The following is a 17,700-nucleotide window of genomic DNA, read 5'->3' as shown; positions in this document are numbered from 1 at the left end:
TATTACAATAATTATATAGAATATAAATAAAAACTGCAATAAAGTATACCTTCATTGCAGTTTTTAATATTTTTTATCTATTAACTAAGTATTTCAGTTACAAATTCTTTTGATTTATTATATATCTCATCATCTACTTCTACTAACATGTAGCTTCCATTCTCTTTAAATTCTTCTTCTAAAACTCTACCGTTTCTATGAAGGAAAGAATTAATATCACTTCTATCATAAGGTATTAAATATTCGCATTTTTTCATTTTATATGGTAGCTTTTCTTCAATCAATTGTAAAAGACCATCTAAATTTATACTTTCTTTTGCTGAAATTTCAATAACTTCATATTCAGAACAAGCTTTTCTTAATTCTTCTAATTTCTCTTCATTAGCCTTATCAATTTTATTTAGTACTAATATAGTATCTTTATCTTTAGCGCCAAGTTCTCCTAGAACTTCTTCTACAGCTTCTATTTGCTCTAATGCAGAATCTGATGAAGAATCTACTAAATGACATAATAAATCTGAATATATAACTTCTTCTAATGTAGATTTAAAGGCTTCAACTAAATCATGAGGAAGTTTTCTAACAAATCCAACTGTATCTGTTATTGTAACTACTCCCTTATTTTTTAATATAATTGATCTTGTAGTAATATCTAAGGTAGCAAAAAGCATATCGGCTTCAAACACTTTTTCCTTCCCTTGAATCTCTCTTTGTGCTGCTAAATCACATAATTTATTTCTAAGTGTTGATTTCCCTGCGTTAGTATAACCAACTAAGGATACCTTAGGAATACTTTCTTTATTTCTTTTTTCTCTTTGAATTTCCCTATTTTTCTTAATTTTTTTAAGAGCATCATTTAAATCATATATAGTTTCTTTTATATGTCTTCTATCTGTTTCTAATTTTTTTTCTCCAGGACCTCTTGTTCCAATTCCTCCACCAGTTCTTGAAAGTACTGTCCCAAGACCTTGTAATCTACTCATTCTATATTTTAATTGAGCTAGTTCTACTTGAATTTTAGATTCCCTACTTCTTGCTCTTCTTGCAAATATCTCAAGAATCAATGTAGTCCTATCAATTACCTTTGCTCCTAATGCTGCTTCTAAATTCCTTACTTGTGAACCAGATAGTTCATCATCAAAAATTATTAAATTTGCATGTTTACTTTGTCTTAAAGAAGCAATCTCTAAAACTTTACCTTTTCCAATATAAAATGCAGGATCAACCTTACTTCTACTTTGATATACTAAATCTAAAACTGGTATATCACAGGCCTTTGTTAATTCTTTTAACTCCTCTAAACTTTCTCTAGAATCGGAACCAACTAAAATAGCCTTTTCACCTTCATCTTCTTCTATTTCCTTTTCTTTAATCAATCCTTCTATATGCTTAATTCTATCTAAAATATGAATAGAAAGTAATTCTTCTAATGAAAGGTTAAGCTTTTCATCATAGTCTAATAGATCATTAGTTATTGTAATCATACCTAATGAATAATCTGTTATATTCCCATTATCTACACCTATAGCTACAATAGCATCTAATTTTAGTTTTAATAAAGCTGATAAATCTAGTGCTGATAGATTCGAAAATCCATTAGGGTGCGTATGAATTATTCTTATTCCAGATAATCTTTTTTCCCTTATATCTATCATTCCAATTTCTACAGATGTTGAATCTCCAATAGTCACTGAAACTACTTTCCCTCTTCTATCTACAGCAACACTTATTTCTCTTTCTATTGTAGAAGTCAATCTTGATATTATATTTATTATTTCGGAACTACAAACTTCATCTTTAAGAACTTTCATTCTATAAATACCTTCAAGTTCTTCAAGATAAGCTTTTTTTATTCCATCTATATTCCCAAATATCATTTATATCACCTCATTTTTACTATTAACAATTATCCTATAATTCTATACCATTAATAATTTATTGTAAACTAATGTTTATAATCCCTTATACATTTCTAAATTTCAACCGCTTTAAGCTACAACAAAATTATATAAAAAAGTTGCAAGAAATAAAAATAATATGTAATATAATACTAATAATATTTATGTATAAATGGTTAAATAACTTTTACATATTTTAGGAGGACTAATACAATGGATGATAGAAAGAGAAATATACTTTTCACTGAAGAACAAATTCAATCAAGAATTAAAGAGCTTGGTAAAGAAATAACTGAAGATTATAAAGACAAAAAACTTTATGTTCTTCCTTTACTTAGAGGAAGTTTCATCTTTGGAGCAGATATATTTAGAGCCCTAGATTGTAAAGCTAAAGTAGGATTCATGACTACTTCAAGCTATGGTCATGGTGAAGAAAGTACTGGTGAAGTTAAGGTAGTTAATGATATTCCAGACAATATTGAAGGATGGGATGTACTTATAGTAGATGATATAATCGATACTGGTTATACTATGGAATTTGTTATTGAGTATGTAAAAAAACGTGGTGCTAAATCAGTAAAAACATGTACTCTATTAGACAAACCTTCTAGAAGAAAGGTAAATTTATCACCTGATTATTGCTGCTTTGAAATAGAAGATTTATTCGTTGTTGGTTATGGACTTGACTATGAAAACTTCTATAGAAATGTTCCTTACGTATTTAATTGGGAAAATAACTAGAAATATATACTATAAAAATATAAAAGGCTGAGTTACTCAGCCTTTTATATTTTTAGAATAAACATTTCAATTATAAGCTTCAATATACCTTTCACATAAATAATCAATTTTTGTTTAGTTCAATTGCAGTATTTGGTATTTTACCAACTATTATTGTTTCAGCAATTGGAATTTGACTCGCAACCTCTACATCCCTACTATTTAATGGTACTATTATTTTCATCTTCATACTTACATTCAAATATATTTTATGTCTAGTTTGGTTTATTCCTGCGCTTTCAAAAACAGATTCATAATTACTTGTTATATTTCCTATTTGAGCCATCTTAACGCTGATCTTAGGTCCTAAATTATAAAAGACTAAATTTTTAGTCATGTATCCTAAAGGAACCTTTAGTCCTAACTCTTCTAACTGATTAATTTTATCATTAGATGCTAATACTAACTTTGATGATAAATAGTTCAACTTAACTGTATCTGCTCTTAGCATAGTTATATTACCCTCATTGTCTTTTTCTGTAATAATCATTTCATTATAATTAAAATCTTTAGAGTAAATGTCTAAGGCAGTTTCATTAATTATAGTAGTTGCTTCTCTCTTAAGCCTTTCTTCTCCAATTGATAATACAGCTGGTAAAATATTTTTATCAAAAATGTACAAAATGGAATTTAATAGTACAAAAATGGCAATAATAACCATTATAATCTTAGGGTGTTTAATTTTGAATCGTATTTTAGATCTTTTTGTATAATACTTCATAGGCACCTTCTAGAGTTATTATTTTACTCTTTATATAAATATGCTATAATATAATATATTATTTATTATGCACCATTAAATAATTATAAATTATGAGGGAGGAACAAATGGCTAAAAAAGACACTTCAAGAACAGAAAAAAGCCAAGCTAATGCTAAAAAAGATAAAAAGAATAGCAAAAAGAATAAGAAAAAAAATCAACCTAAATATAAGAAAATTTTAAAAGGTACATTTCTTGGTATACTTATTGCAGGTCTTCTATGCTTTGTTGTAGGCCTTGGATATGTATTTGCAATAATAAAAAGTACTCCAGAATTGGATGTAAATGCAGTATTAAACTTGAATGAACCTTCTATGCTTTTTGATAGCGAAGGTAATTATATCGATAATTTACCTACTGAAGAAGAAAGATATAAAGTTAGTTTAGATGATATGTCAGACTATCTTAAAGATGCGTATATAGCTATTGAAGATGAACGTTTTTACACTCATCCTGGTATTGATATAAAAAGAACTATAGGGTCTGCCTTAAGATCAGGTATTTATTATGTTACTGGGAAAGGCTCTGTTCAAGGAGGTTCAACTTTAACTCAGCAGCTAATAAGAAATACTTTATTGTCACAAGATGTAAAAATTGAAAGAAAAGTTAGAGAAATCTATCTTTCTTTACAGCTAGAGAAGAAACTATCCAAAGATCAAATTTTAGAGGCATATTTAAATACTATTCCACTAGGTGGTAAACTTTATGGAGTTGAAGCTGCTTCAAAGTATTTCTTTGAAAAAAGTGCTAAAGACTTAACATTGCCTGAAGCTGCATTCATTGCAGGATTAACTCAAGCTCCTTCAGCTTATAGTCCATATAATGCTGATAATATTGAAGATCCTACTGTTTATTTGGATAGAACTAAAACAGTTCTTATGAAAATGAAAGATTTAGGATATATAACTCAGGCTGAATATGATGAAGCATATGCTTTTGTTGATGCAAACCAATTTGCCTTTTCTCAAACAGAAATTACTTATAAAATAAACTATGAATGGTTTGTATATCCTGCATTAGATCAAGTAAGAGAAGATTTAAAAGAAACATATAAATATACTGACGAGGAGATAGATAGATTATTCTCTACTGGTGGACTTAAAATATACACTACTATGGATAGAGCTATGCAAGATTCTACTCAAGCAGTACTTGATGATAGAAATAGTATACAGCAACTTGATATTTATGCTAATCCAGAAGTAACTGATGAGAATGGTACTCCATTACTTCAAGCAGCTGCATCAATCATGGATTATAGAACTGGAGAAGTTAAAGTGCTTGTAGGTGGTAGAGGTGATCAACCAGCAAGATCAACTAATAGAGCTTATTATGCCTTAAGATCCATAGGTTCTACGACTAAACCACTTACAGTTTATGGACCTGCTATAGATACTAAAACCGTAACTCCAGGAACGGTTTTTGATGACGCTTTATTACCTTCTTCAATTAGTGCTAAATATAATAATTATAATCCTCAAAACTGGAATTTCAAATCTGACGGGTATATTACAGTTAGAGAGTCACTTGCATTATCTAAGAATGTGCCTACAGTTATGGTGGAGGATAAACTTGGTATTGAAAACGGATTAACTTACGGTGAAAAATTAGGTATAATTTATGGTTCAAAATCAAGAAGTAGTATAGCTACACTCTCTTTAGGAGAATTCACTGGTTATGATATAGAAGATGGTTCTATAGATGGTGGTAATCCTTTCATTTTAGCATCTGCTTTTGGTACCTTTGGTAATAATGGTTTATATACTGAGCCTATTCTTTATACTAAGGTTGTAGATGGAAGCGGAAAAGTACTATTAGAAAAGAAAGCCACTCAAGAGCAAGTCTTCTCTCCACAAACAGCATATATTATGAGAGATTTATTAAAAGGACCTTTAAGTTTTGATGGTTCGTTAGCTAGACTTTCTAATATGCCTGTTATAGGTAAGACAGGAACTACTAGTCGTGTTACAGATTTCTTATTTGCAGGATTAACCCCTTATTATTCAGGAGCTGTTTGGATTGGATATGATAACCAAGACCAAATGGGTGGAGCTAGCTACAGTTCATCTGCTGCTTCATTATGGGGTGCTGTAATGGCTCCAATTCATGCAGATTTAGAATATAAAGAGTTTGATGGAAATCCTGGTGGAATTACAACTGCTGTTATTTGTAAAGATTCTGGTAAGAGAGCAACTGACCTTTGTTCTCATGATCAAAGAGGATCAAGAGTTTATACAGAAATGTTTATATCTGGAACAGAACCTTCAGGAGTATGTGATGTTCACGTTTCTGCTAAGGTAAATAAAAATAATAATAAATTAGCAACAGAAAATACTCCAAAGGATTTGGTAGTAGAAAAAGTTTTTATAAAGAAAGAAAATGCATCTAAATCTGCTGCTGATTATCAATATGTTCTTCCAACTGAAAAAGATGACACAAAAGCAGTTGAAGAATTTAAATTATCTGATTTAGGAGTTAAGGTTGGTAGTAATGTAGATGATGCTATTAATATTCTTAAATCTAAAGGGATTAATGTTACTATAAAGAATAATGATTCTAAAAATAGAACAATTAAGAGTATATCAGCAGATAAAGCTAAAAAAGGTGAAACAATAACCATAGAATTAGAGTCAGAATCTAGCAACGATAATAATAATGAAAATAATGAAAATAATAACGATAATAACAATAATAACAATGGTAATAGTGAATCTGTAATCGAATAGCTACCTCTTTAAGAAAACTTTAAATGAAATGGTGACGATTAATAATATTTTGAGAGCTTCATAGCTCTCATTTTTTATTTATATATGAATTTTCCATATGCATATTATTCATATTTTGTCTTAAAACCCACTATAATCATCATTTTACTTAGTTTTATGAATTTTATATTCTTTTTTATTGCAAAATCCGAAAAATTAATATATTATATTTCTATCAAATTAAGTATATTTTACAAATGAAAAGGAGAAGTAATTTTATGAACTCTTTAAATAATGCAATTCTAACTTTAAACAATGTACTTTGGACTTATATTTTAATAGGAATGCTAATAATAATCGGAATTTATTTTACAATTAAAACCAAATTCGTTCAATTCAGAAATATAAAAGAAATGTTTAGGCTCTTAACAGATGGAGATAAAAACGATAAAACATCTATTTCATCTTTCCAAGCATTTTGTATTAGTACAGCTTCTAGAGTAGGAACTGGGAATATTGCTGGAATTGCAACTGCAATATCAATAGGTGGACCAGGCTCTATTTTTTGGATGTGGGTTATAGCATTAATTGGATCTGCTTCAAGCTTTATAGAATCTACATTAGCTCAAATCTATAAACAAAAGGATGGAAATAACTATATTGGTGGACCTGCTTACTATATTGAAAAAGGTTTAAAGAAAAGATGGATGGGTATAGCTTTTGCTATAATAATTACCATTACCTTTGGACTAGTATTTAATTCTGTTCAATCTAATACAATTGCTCTTTCATTAAATACATCATTTGGTTTCAATAAATCAATAATTGCTGCAGTTATAACACTTTTAACTTTAGTTATTATTTTTGGAGGTATTAATAGAGTTGCTAAGATTTCCTCTGTTATAGTACCAGTTATGGCTATTGCATATATTATAGTTGCTTTATTTATAGTGTTTAAGAATATTACTCTCTTGCCAGGAGTATTTAAAACTATCTTTGATAATGCATTTGGCATTAATCAAGTTGTTGGTGGCGGAATTGGTGCTGCTCTTATGCAAGGAATTAAAAGAGGCCTATTTTCTAATGAAGCAGGTATGGGTTCTGCTCCAAATGCTGCCGCTACTGCAACTGTTTCCCATCCTGTAAAACAAGGCTTTATACAAACCCTTGGGGTATTCACAGATACATTAATAATATGTAGTTGTACAGCTTTTATAATATTATTATCTGATGTTCCTCTAGATGGCTCAGTTAAAGGTATAGAACTTACTCAAATAGCCCTAACTTCTCAAATTGGAGAACTTGGTAACATTTTTATTTCAGTATGTATCTTACTATTTGCATTTAGTTCAATTGTAGGAAACTATTATTATGGAGAAACAAATATTCAGTTCATTACAAATAAAAAACTATATATAAATATATATAGAATTTTCGTCGGATTTATGGTCTTCTTTGGCTCTTTAGTAAGTATGGATTTAGTTTGGAATTTAGCAGACGTTTTTATGGGCTTCATGGCCATAATAAATCTTGTATCAATAGTATTATTAAGTAAAATAGCTTTTAGAGCTTTAGCAGATTACAAGCATCAAAAAAATAATGGTATAAAAGATCCTACATTCACTTCATCTTCTATCCCAGAAATTAAAAATGATATAAAGGGCTGGTAGAATCCACTGCTAGAGATTATGAATTAGCAATAAAAATAAAAGATGTAATAAGTTATACTTTTAACCTATTACATCTTTTATTATTCTCTGGATACTGCTTCTAAATTTGAATTTATTATTTCTCCAGTATCAGCTCTTACAAAAGATTTAAATATCTCCTCTTTATTATCATTACTAGTGATTTTTATATTAAATATATAAGCTAGTCCCATTTCTTTATCTGAAATATTTATATAACCTAAAATTGGACTTCCTTCTATATTTATATTGAGTTTTAAATTTTTGATATTTTTTTCTAAAGTTTCAGTTGCTTCCATTTCATCTATATTTATTTGATTTATATATTTTATATCATCTAAAGTGTAATTAGTATATGCTTCAAGTTTTCCTGTTACTTTATTGATTAATGTATTTATTTCTTGATCATAACAAGGATATCCATCTTTTAGCTTATTAAATACAACGTTATAAACTAAAGATTTATCATCTTCTTTTAAATTTATATACTTAAATGTAAAATCCTCTTCTGTTATTTCAGAAATATAAGATTTTGCTAAATATATAGCTTCTTCCTCGCTTACTTCTTCTTCAGATTTATATTTTTTTTCACCCAAATTTTTGTTAGAAAAACCTAAAACTTTATAATTTTTATCAATGTCAACTCCATAGTTGCCAACAATAACGGAATATTTAATTCTAGAATTTTTATTAGCTAATTTATTTAAGGCTTCTTCTTGTACTACAGCATCCTTAATAATATTATTTTCTTCTATTATTCCACTATCATATAATTCTTCTATAAATTCTTTTGCAACCTTTACTTCTTCTGTGCCTCTATTAAGTATATTACTCACACTAAATACTATAAGTAATAACAATACTATAATAACTACACCAAAAACTATACTTGCTTTCTTAAATCTCATTGTATCCTCCTTAACTACTATATTAGTAAAACTTTATGTTTTACTTAATACAATGACTTATTATATTATTGTTCTTTTTTATTTTACAACATTTCTTTAACAATATAAAGAATATTTTGCAAAATGAATATCTAACATGCATTTTTATAGTTAGTTTCCTTTATTAATAAAAAAAGTTGTAAGATAAAAATCCTACAACTTAATAAGTATTATTTTATACATCCAATTATCTCATTTATGTCTCTAATTCCTTGATCCTTACAAAAAGCTTCCATTTCCTCTATTATTTCTTTTCCTGCTAAAGGATTTACAAAATTAATAGTTCCTATTTGAATAGCACTTGCTCCAGCCATCATAAATTCAATTGCATCTATTCCATTAGATATACCGCCAAGCCCAATTACAGGTATATTAACTGCTTTTGATACCTCATGAACCATCCTAAGAGCTATAGGTTTCACAGCTGGTCCTGAAAGCCCCGCATATATATTATTAAAAATAGGACTTCTCTTATAAGGATCTATAGCAAATCCCTTTAAAGTATTTATCAAAGATATTGAATCAGCTCCTGCTTTTTCACAACTAAAAGCCATCCTAACTATATCTTCTGCATTAGGTGAAAGTTTAACCATAAGTGGCTTATCTGTGATTTTCTTTACTTTAGATACAACGTCATATGCTATATCTGATTTTATTCCGAAGGCCATTCCCCCTGATTTAACATTAGGACATGATATATTAAGTTCTATCATATCAATGTCAGTACCTCTTAATTTTTCAATTGCCTCTTCATAGTCTTCAATACATCCGCCGCCAACATTGGCAATTATGTTAGTCCCTAAAGTCTTCATTCTTGGAAGTTCTTCATATATAAATCTATCAACACCTGGATTTTGAAGTCCAACTGAATTCATCATTCCAGAAGGTGTCTCATATACTCTAACCCCTTCATTACCATCCTTGGGATTTAATGTTAATCCCTTTGAAGATATTCCTCCTAAAATTCCGACATCGTAAAAATTCTTATATTCTGATCCAAAACCAAAGGTTCCTGACGCTGCTATAACTGGATTTTTAAATTCTACTCCATTTATATTTACCTTTAACATTAACATTCTCCTCCTTTGATTTTAAAGTTCAACATAATATCCATCAAATACTGGACCATCTTTACATGTTCTTTTATGCCCATCTTTAGTTTTACAAGTACATACTAGGCAAGCACCTACTCCACATGCCATATGTTTTTCCATAGATACATAAATTTTTACGTTCTTATCCTTACACATATTTATAACCTTTTTCATCATTATTTCTGGACCACAGCAAAGTACAGTGTCGTACTCTTCTACATTAAGAATATCTGTTATAAATCCTTTATGACCATGCTTTCCTGTATTAGTGCTTACATAAACTTCATTAACGTATTCTTTTATCTCATCTATTAAATAGATATCATCTCTAAAACCTGCATATAAATCTAGTTTAGATGAATTACTATTTTCTTTAAGCATTTTAGCAATCTCAAGCATTGGTGCAGTACCAATACCGCCTGAAACCAAAGCCACTTTCCCAAGATTCTCATATACATTAAATCCATTCCCTAATGGGCCAGTAAGATTTATATACTCTCCTTTTTCTAGTGTTGTATATTCTCTCGTTCCATTTCCCACTACTGCATATAAGAATGTTATAGTTCCTTCATTTTTTTCACATACACTTATAGGTCTCGGAAGCAAAGTCTGCCCATTTAATTTTAGCATGTAAAATTGTCCAGGCTTCACTTCATTTTTATCCTCTAAAACCATTTTGTATATTCCATCAACTATCTTTTCATTTGATATAACTTTTGATTTAGTGTAATTCATCTTCATAAACTTTCTCCCTATAGATTCTCTACTGCAGTTCTTATTTCATCTCTCATTCTAATAGCTTCTTCTCTTGCACAAATTGCAAATTCTTTTTCTCTTCCCTTTTGCTTTTTATATGCTAAAAGTATTGCTCTTGAAGAGTTAACAACTCCACCATTTCCATCATTTAAGTATAATGCTACATCTTCTGCCTTTCCGCCTTGAGCACCATAACCTGGTATCAAGAAAAACATATTTTTAAATCTTTTTCTTATTTCGATTCCTTCTTCTACATGAGTACACCCAATCACTCCGCCTATACTTGAATAGCCACAATCACCAGATATTTCATTGCCAAGTTCAAGTAGTTTATCACCAACTACTTTGTACACATCTCTTCCATCTGTAGTTTTAAGCATTTCTATGTCTCCTGCTCCTGGATTAGACGTTCTTACTAATGAAAATACTCCCTTATTACCTTTTTCCAAGTATGGTATATACGGTTCAATGCTATCCATTCCCATGTATGGACTTAATGTTATAAAATCAGCTTCGAAATCTCCTTCAAAGTGAGCCTTAGCATATTGCTTAGCCGTTGCCGCTATATCTCCTCTTTTTATATCTGCAATTATTATTGCATCCTTTTCTCTTAAGTAATCTAATGTTTCTTTATAAGCCAACATTCCTTTTAATCCTAAAGCTTCATAGTAAGCTATTTGTACCTTAAAGCAAGCAGCTACATCTATTGTTGCATCTATTATTTGTTTATTAAATTCAACTAAAGCTTCGACTTCGCTTCTTCCTTCAAAAAGATGGCTAGGTATGTATTCAATAGCTGTATCTAATCCAACACATACTACTCCTCTTTCTTTAACTCTATTATATAACTTATCCATTATTAAACTTTTCATTGTATCCTCCTACTTTCTATAAAGAACTTGGCCAGCTTTTATAGTACTTTGTATTTCTCCATAAAACTCCATTCCTTCAAATGGTGTATTTTTAGCTTTCGAATGAAATTCTTCTGAATTTACTTTTATCTTTTTATCTAAATCTACTAACACTAAATCTCCATCTACTCCTGGACTAATAATTCCTTTATTCATCCCTAGAATATTAGCACCATTCTTAGACATTAGTTGACTTAATTTATTTAAGCTTATTTCTCCAGATTTAACTAATCTTGTATAGCATATTGGAAATGCTGTTTCTAAGCCTACCATTCCTGGTGAACCTTTTTCTTTATCTGATTTAGTATGAGGAGCATGATCTGTACCTATACAATCAACTACCCCATCTTTAATAGCATTTATTATAGAGTCTACATCTTCTTTTTCTCTAATAGGTGGATTTACTCTATAATTATTTACATCCTTTGTTAAAAGGATATGATGTGGAGTAACTTCACAAGTAATATTTTTAAATTCCTTCTTTGCATTCCTAATATATTCAATAGATTCCATTGTACTAACATGGCACATATGAAGTCTAGCCCCAGTTTCTTTAGCCAAGTATATATCCCTTAATGTCATTATATTTTCAGCTATTCTCATATCTATATCTGAAAACCCTCTATCTTCTGCATGAGACATTATAATCCAACTATTTTCCTTTGCTTTAAGCATAGCTTTATACATCACTTCAGAATCCATAACACCAATACCATCATCTGAGATCGCTTTAAGCTTTTTATCGCCTATAAATTCATCTAAGTGACTTAAATCCTTACCGTTAAATCCATTAGTGACTGATATACACTGATGTAAATCTACTAATCCTAATTCTTTTTCTCTATTTCTTACTATTTGTAAAACTTCTTTACTTGAGCATATAGGCTGAGTATTTGCCATTAGACAAACCCCAGTATACCCACCTCGTAAAGCTGCTCTGGAACCTGTTTCTATATCTTCCTTATAAGTTAATCCAGGTTCTCTAAAATGAGCGTGTGTATCTATAAATGAAGGCATTAATACAAATCCTTTTGCATTAATAGTCTCAATATCATCTATATTAATATCTAATCCTACTTCTTTAATTATTCCTTTTTCTATATAGACGTCCCCAATAAAATCTTGAGAACAATCAACAATCCTAGCATTTTTTATTAACAAATCCATAATTACACCTCTTATCTTTATAAATCAGATAATTTTATTATATTATCACAATAATCGCACTTATAACTCCCTTTATCTTCATTAATCAATTTAAATGTATGAGGAACATAATTTTCTACAGTAGTTATACATCTTGGATTATTACACTTTAATATATTCACTACACTTTTTGGTAATTCTGGTTTTATTTTTCTAAATATTACCCCATTCTTCACTTCATTAATAGTTAAGTGTGGAGATAATAATGTAATAATTGTGTACTCTATATCTGAGGAATTCTCAATTTTTATAATATCTTTTTTACCCATCTTTTCACTTCTGACATTCATTATTAATGCTACTTGACTATTTACCTTATCTAAATTTAAATAATTAAATATTTTAATTCCAACTCCTGCTTTTATATGGTCAATCACTAGTCCATCCTTGATAGTAGTTATCTCTAGCATTTATACCACCTCCAAAAGTTTTACAATTAGCGCCATTCTTACATACATACCAAATTCTGCTTGTTTAAAATAACAAGCTCTACTATCCTTGTCTACTTCTACATCTATTTCATTTACCCTTGGTAATGGATGAAGAACTATCATATCATCTTTTGCTAATTTCATTTTTTCAGAATCTAATATATAACTATCTTTTAATCTTAAATATTCTTCTTCATTAAAAAATCTTTCTTTTTGAATTCTTGTCATATAAAGAATTTCTACTTCATCAATTACATCTTCTAATTTTTCAACTTCTTTAAAATCAATATTATTCTTAATTAATATTTGTTCTCTTATATACTCAGGAATACATAACTCTTTTGGTGATATTAATATAAATCTAGTTCCATCATATCTGGACATCGCTTTTATTAATGAATGAACTGTTCGTCCATTTTTTAAATCACCACATATTCCAATTGTATGGCTTTCTAAACCACTTTTTAAAGTTTGGATAGTTAAAAGATCTGTTAATGTTTGTGTTGGATGTTGATGTCCTCCATCACCTGCATTAATTACTGGTACCTTCGAATACATACTAGCAAGCTTCGCTGCTCCTTCCATAGGATGCCTCATTGCTATTATATCTGAATATATGGATACCATTGTAATAGTGTCAGATAAAGTTTCTCCCTTTGATACTGAACTTGAATTTGGTTCACAAAAACCTAATATCTTACCTCCAAGTCTCATCATAGCAGCTTCAAAACTAAATCTAGTTCTAGTACTTGGCTCATAAAAAAGTGTGGCTAATATCTTCCCATCACAGACATTAGAAAATTCCTTTGGATTTGATATAATTTGATGTGCTAAATTAAAGATTTCTTCTAATTCTTGCTTAGAAAAATCCATTGGATCAATTAGATGTTTATTTTTCATATTCTCACTCCTTGTTAACATCTCTGTGTTAAATTTAAAGGTTTAATTTTTTATACATAAAAAAACTTCCTTCTATTGAAGGAAGATATAATAAATCTATACATTACGTTACTTTTATCTCCCTTATCAATCTCTCTGGACCAAGTTAAAGGTTATCTTTTTCATTAGAATAACATTTATAATATCCGTTGTCAAGAAAGTATTACAATGATGGAGCTGTTTTTGGACAACTCCATCAATATAAAACTTTAAATTATTCTTAATATTTCTCCTGGATATATTAAGTCCGGATTCTTAATTCCATTTAAATTAGCAATAGATTGATAGGTTACACCGTGCCTAGTTGCTATTTCTGATAATGTATCACCTGGTCTTACAGTATAATACATTTTAGAGTTACTACTACCATTTATTAATAGCACTTGTCCTGGATATATTAAATTAGGGTTTGATATCCCATTCATACTTGCTATCGTCTGATAGTTCATTCCAAACTTTGCTGCTATAGTAGATAAATTATCCCCTGGTTGCACTACATAAGTAGTTGAAGAAGGAGAACTATTATCATTATTTCCATTTCCACCAGATCCGCTATCTACATTATCTTTTGGATCATTATTATTAGCACCATATCCATTCATTCTTTTTCCTTTAATTAGACTAGGATAATCTACTATCATATAATTCTGATCACAAACTACTCCTGCAACCTTATTACTTCTTATTAAGTTTGTTTCTCCACCAAATTGCCACATTCCATATGGTCCACTATATGTGCATTGTCTAGCCCATTCTGCAACCCATATAGAATAATCTGTTCTAACATCTTCATTTAAATAATTTTCTAAAAATGATTTACTCGAATAAATTCCAACAAAGAATCCTCTTTCTTCAAGATAATCTAGCCAGGCTTTTGCGATGGCAGAAACTTGATTCTTAGTAAGATTTTTATGAACATTATCTTCTATATCTAAATATATTGGAAGTTCAAACTGTTTATTATTTAGTACGTTACCTTCTAAAAATTTTGCTTCTGAAAGTGCTTCTTCTACTGTTGTTGCCATACTATACTGATACACACCAACACTTAGACCTATAGCCTTAGCATTTCTATAATACTCTTCAAATCTATCGTCTTTTCTTCTGTTATAAGCACCTCTAATTATAGCAAATTTAACGCCTTCATTTGCAGCTTGATTGAAATTAAAATTACCTTGCCAAGTACTAACATCTATACCAAATACTCTACTCACTCTATTTCCCCCTTTGTTTTTACGAAGTATTTATCATACTTTGAATGTAGTTTTCCTACTACTATTATTATATTAATGATTATAAATTCTGTTATTAAAACGTTGTATATTTCTTCTTTTAACCAAAAAAAAGAATACCTCAGTATTCTTTTTTTATTTATCACTATTTAAAATTTAATGCCAATTATTCATAACTTCATCCCACATCATTTTTCCACATTTTGCAAGTGTTACAGTTCCATATACACTATTAGGTATTCCTGTTGATAAAACAGTAAATGAAAAATTACCTTTTGATAACGTAATCATTTCAGTATCATTTTCAACTCCATTTTTATCACCAGTCTTACTTGAAATCTCATATTTTAAATCATCTGGAATATATAAAGCTAACTTGTTCTTTATCTGCTGTCTCGTTAATATATCTATTAACATTTGACTGTTTTCTTTATTTAAAAATGTTCCACTATATAAATGTCTCCAAATTTGTGCTAAGTCATAAGCAGATGTTATATTCTCAACTTCATCCTTTGAATTTCTCTCATCAGTAGTTTTTCTATTTAATACGGTATTTTCTAATCCCATCTTTCTTATATCTTTATTAATATTATCCATTCCTAATATTTCTATTATTTTATTTGCGGCAGTATTATCACTTTGAATTAGCATTGCAACTAATAATTCAAAAACTGTATATTCTCTTTCATTAAACTCATGTATTATTCCTGTTCCATAAACCTTATCCTTACTATCAATTTTTATTTTATCTAGGAAATCTATCTTTTTTTCCTCTTCAGCCTTTATTAAGGATACTGCTATAGGCAACTTCATACAACCTGCTGCCGTCATTTCAACGTTTTCATTATACCCATAAATATAACCACTCTTTAAATCTTCGAAAAAAAATCCGTAAGTTCCAATTCTTGATTCTAAATATTTCTTAATCTCTTTCATAATACCCTCCAGCTTTCTTACCGTATTCTCTGCCTATTTAAATTATATCATATTGTCAGAAAATTTTGAAGTATTCATTAAAATAATTTAAAACAAAAGTGGTGAAGTAAATCTCCACCACTTATAATTCCCTAATCAGCAAAAGAAATACCTACTTTTTTTGCCATCTTAACTAGTTCTCCATTTGGATCAACAAGCTTTGATTTTTGGCCAATAACATTTTCTAAGCTATCACTTGAGATTTTACCATCTTTTAATGTAACCATTTCTCCAAATTTTCCTTCATTCATTAATTCGACAGCTGCTACTCCATATCTTGTTGAAAGAATTCTATCATATGTTGATGTTGTTCCACCTCTCTGTACATGTCCAAGAACTGTACATCTAACTTCTTTTCCTGGTAGAAGTTTTTCTAAATCATCAGCTAATTTATTACCTATTCCACCTAATCTAATAGGATCTGGACTATCAGCTACAATTTTAGAAACTACTACTTCCCCATCCTTTGGTTTAGCTCCTTCAGCAACTACGATTATACTAAATTGCTTTCCTGCTGCTTCACGTTCCTTTATCTTTTCTACAATTTTATTGATATCATATGGGATTTCAGGTATTAATATCACATTGACAGCTCCAGCAATACCAGATTCTAATGCAATCCATCCTGCACCTCTTCCCATTACTTCACAAAGCATAATTCTATGATGAGATTCTGCTGTAGTGTGTAACCTATCTAAAGATTCAGTTGCTACATCAATAGCTGTATTAAATCCAAAAGTAACATCTGTAGATGCTAAATCATTATCTATAGTCTTAGGAACTCCGATAACTTTAACTCCTTTTCTTGCAAAGTCCCTTGCAGAAGTTAAAGTTCCATCACCACCAATTACTACTAGAACATCTACCCCTTCTTTTTTCAAATTTTCAACTGCTACATCTGAAACGTCTTTTTTAACCATAACACCATTTTCTTCAACTAAATAATCAAATAAATTATCTTTATTTGAACTATATAAAATAGTACCACCCCTATTTAGTATTCCTGAAACGCTATCTAAAGTTAGAGGAACGAAATCATTATTGTATAATCCTCTATAACCAAATTTATAGCCTATTACTTCTATTCCATAATTTAATATAGCTGTTTTTGTTACGGCTCTTATTACTGCATTTAACCCAGGGCAATCTCCCCCGCCTGTTAATAATGCTATTTTTTTTATTTGTTGTGTCATAAAAATCCCCCTACCCATTTAGTTATTCCCTAAATTGATTATACTTTTTAAATTTTCTGTTAATTGCAATTAAAAAATATATTTTTCTTGCTGCAATTGTTTTCAAAATATTGTTTTTCTTATCATAATTATAATATCATAAAGATAATATACTGAAAAGTGTAATTATTTATATTTTAAAATTT

At 29.4% G+C, this 17,700-nt stretch carries 15 protein-coding genes; 3 read left to right on the top strand and 12 right to left on the bottom strand.

Annotated elements, in window-relative coordinates; all coding sequences use genetic code 11:
- Positions 1-80: 80 nt before the first annotated feature.
- Positions 81-1,877 (bottom strand): GTPase HflX, encoded by a 1,797-nt coding sequence (gene hflX / locus QK892_RS12895; RefSeq protein ID WP_317273945.1) that lies wholly within the window; start codon positions 1,875-1,877, stop codon positions 81-83.
- A gap of 234 nt (positions 1,878-2,111) precedes the next feature.
- Here hflX and hpt point away from each other — a divergent pair, with 234 nt between their 5' ends.
- Positions 2,112-2,639 (top strand): hypoxanthine phosphoribosyltransferase, encoded by a 528-nt coding sequence (hpt, locus tag QK892_RS12890; protein WP_317273944.1) that lies wholly within the window; start codon positions 2,112-2,114, stop codon positions 2,637-2,639.
- 103 nt (positions 2,640-2,742) lie between these two features.
- Here the strand turns inward: hpt and yunB are convergent, their stop codons facing one another.
- Positions 2,743-3,399, bottom strand: a complete 657-nt coding sequence (gene yunB / locus QK892_RS12885; RefSeq protein ID WP_317273943.1) for a sporulation protein YunB — start codon at positions 3,397-3,399, stop codon at positions 2,743-2,745.
- Between the two features lie 107 nt (positions 3,400-3,506).
- Here yunB and QK892_RS12880 point away from each other — a divergent pair, with 107 nt between their 5' ends.
- Both QK892_RS12880 and QK892_RS12875 read left to right on the top strand, forming a co-directional pair.
- Positions 3,507-6,164, top strand: coding sequence for a transglycosylase domain-containing protein (locus tag QK892_RS12880; RefSeq protein WP_317273942.1), 2,658 nt, complete (start codon positions 3,507-3,509; stop codon positions 6,162-6,164).
- Positions 6,165-6,421: 257 nt separating this feature from the next.
- Positions 6,422-7,813 (top strand): alanine/glycine:cation symporter family protein, encoded by a 1,392-nt coding sequence (locus QK892_RS12875; RefSeq protein ID WP_317273941.1) that lies wholly within the window; start codon positions 6,422-6,424, stop codon positions 7,811-7,813.
- Between the two features lie 80 nt (positions 7,814-7,893).
- On the opposite strand, the gene QK892_RS12870 is transcribed toward QK892_RS12875, so the two are convergent.
- The 10 genes from QK892_RS12870 to QK892_RS12825 all read right to left on the bottom strand — a co-directional run bounded on the left by QK892_RS12870 (position 7,894) and on the right by QK892_RS12825 (position 17,515).
- On the bottom strand, positions 7,894-8,739 hold the full coding sequence (locus QK892_RS12870) for a hypothetical protein (protein ID WP_317273940.1): 846 nt from the start codon (positions 8,737-8,739) through the stop codon (positions 7,894-7,896).
- 209 nt (positions 8,740-8,948) lie between these two features.
- The gene (locus QK892_RS12865; protein WP_317273939.1) at positions 8,949-9,848 is read right to left on the bottom strand and encodes a dihydroorotate dehydrogenase; all 900 of its coding nucleotides are present in this window, start codon (positions 9,846-9,848) and stop codon (positions 8,949-8,951) included.
- Between the two features lie 21 nt (positions 9,849-9,869).
- Positions 9,870-10,613 (bottom strand): dihydroorotate dehydrogenase electron transfer subunit, encoded by a 744-nt coding sequence (locus QK892_RS12860; RefSeq protein ID WP_317273938.1) that lies wholly within the window; start codon positions 10,611-10,613, stop codon positions 9,870-9,872.
- An 11-nt stretch (positions 10,614-10,624) separates the two neighbouring features.
- Positions 10,625-11,500, bottom strand: a complete 876-nt coding sequence (gene pyrF, locus QK892_RS12855; protein ID WP_317273937.1) for an orotidine-5'-phosphate decarboxylase — start codon at positions 11,498-11,500, stop codon at positions 10,625-10,627.
- Between the two features lie 9 nt (positions 11,501-11,509).
- On the bottom strand, positions 11,510-12,706 hold the full coding sequence (locus tag QK892_RS12850; RefSeq protein ID WP_317273936.1) for a dihydroorotase: 1,197 nt from the start codon (positions 12,704-12,706) through the stop codon (positions 11,510-11,512).
- Positions 12,707-12,723: 17 nt separating this feature from the next.
- Positions 12,724-13,155 carry an aspartate carbamoyltransferase regulatory subunit gene (locus QK892_RS12845; RefSeq protein ID WP_317273935.1) on the bottom strand — a complete coding sequence of 144 codons (432 nt, stop codon included), beginning with the start codon at positions 13,153-13,155 and terminating at the stop codon, positions 12,724-12,726.
- Entirely contained in the window at positions 13,156-14,076 is a 921-nt protein-coding gene (gene pyrB, locus QK892_RS12840; RefSeq protein ID WP_317273934.1) for an aspartate carbamoyltransferase, read from the bottom strand.
- A 248-nt stretch (positions 14,077-14,324) separates the two neighbouring features.
- The gene (locus QK892_RS12835) at positions 14,325-15,329 is read right to left on the bottom strand and encodes a LysM peptidoglycan-binding domain-containing protein (protein ID WP_317273933.1); all 1,005 of its coding nucleotides are present in this window, start codon (positions 15,327-15,329) and stop codon (positions 14,325-14,327) included.
- A 174-nt stretch (positions 15,330-15,503) separates the two neighbouring features.
- Positions 15,504-16,283, bottom strand: coding sequence for a serine hydrolase (locus QK892_RS12830; protein ID WP_317273932.1), 780 nt, complete (start codon positions 16,281-16,283; stop codon positions 15,504-15,506).
- 131 nt (positions 16,284-16,414) lie between these two features.
- Entirely contained in the window at positions 16,415-17,515 is a 1,101-nt protein-coding gene (locus tag QK892_RS12825) for a 6-phosphofructokinase (protein ID WP_317273931.1), read from the bottom strand.
- Positions 17,516-17,700 lie beyond the last annotated feature (185 nt).

The organism is Clostridium lamae, assembly GCF_033043255.1.
GTDB classification, from domain to species: domain Bacteria; phylum Bacillota; class Clostridia; order Clostridiales; family Clostridiaceae; genus Clostridium; species Clostridium lamae.
Note: the sequence above shows the minus strand (reverse complement) of the source record. Positions and strands in the feature narration are given on the sequence as shown.

Excerpts from the sequence above, each read along its gene's own strand:
- hflX (WP_317273945.1), bottom strand. The coding sequence starts at position 1,877 with ATGATATTTGGGAATATAGATGGAATAAAAAAAGCTTATCTTGAAGAA.
- hpt (WP_317273944.1), top strand. The coding sequence starts at position 2,112 with ATGGATGATAGAAAGAGAAATATACTTTTCACTGAAGAACAAATTCAA.
- yunB (WP_317273943.1), bottom strand. The coding sequence starts at position 3,399 with ATGAAGTATTATACAAAAAGATCTAAAATACGATTCAAAATTAAACAC.
- QK892_RS12880 (WP_317273942.1), top strand. The coding sequence starts at position 3,507 with ATGGCTAAAAAAGACACTTCAAGAACAGAAAAAAGCCAAGCTAATGCT.
- QK892_RS12875 (WP_317273941.1), top strand. The coding sequence starts at position 6,422 with ATGAACTCTTTAAATAATGCAATTCTAACTTTAAACAATGTACTTTGG.
- QK892_RS12870 (WP_317273940.1), bottom strand. The coding sequence starts at position 8,739 with ATGAGATTTAAGAAAGCAAGTATAGTTTTTGGTGTAGTTATTATAGTA.
- QK892_RS12865 (WP_317273939.1), bottom strand. The coding sequence starts at position 9,848 with ATGTTAAAGGTAAATATAAATGGAGTAGAATTTAAAAATCCAGTTATA.
- QK892_RS12860 (WP_317273938.1), bottom strand. The coding sequence starts at position 10,613 with ATGAAGATGAATTACACTAAATCAAAAGTTATATCAAATGAAAAGATA.
- pyrF (WP_317273937.1), bottom strand. The coding sequence starts at position 11,500 with ATGAAAAGTTTAATAATGGATAAGTTATATAATAGAGTTAAAGAAAGA.
- QK892_RS12850 (WP_317273936.1), bottom strand. The coding sequence starts at position 12,706 with ATGGATTTGTTAATAAAAAATGCTAGGATTGTTGATTGTTCTCAAGAT.
- QK892_RS12845 (WP_317273935.1), bottom strand. The coding sequence starts at position 13,155 with ATGCTAGAGATAACTACTATCAAGGATGGACTAGTGATTGACCATATA.
- pyrB (WP_317273934.1), bottom strand. The coding sequence starts at position 14,076 with ATGAAAAATAAACATCTAATTGATCCAATGGATTTTTCTAAGCAAGAA.
- QK892_RS12830 (WP_317273932.1), bottom strand. The coding sequence starts at position 16,283 with ATGAAAGAGATTAAGAAATATTTAGAATCAAGAATTGGAACTTACGGA.
- QK892_RS12825 (WP_317273931.1), bottom strand. The coding sequence starts at position 17,515 with ATGACACAACAAATAAAAAAAATAGCATTATTAACAGGCGGGGGAGAT.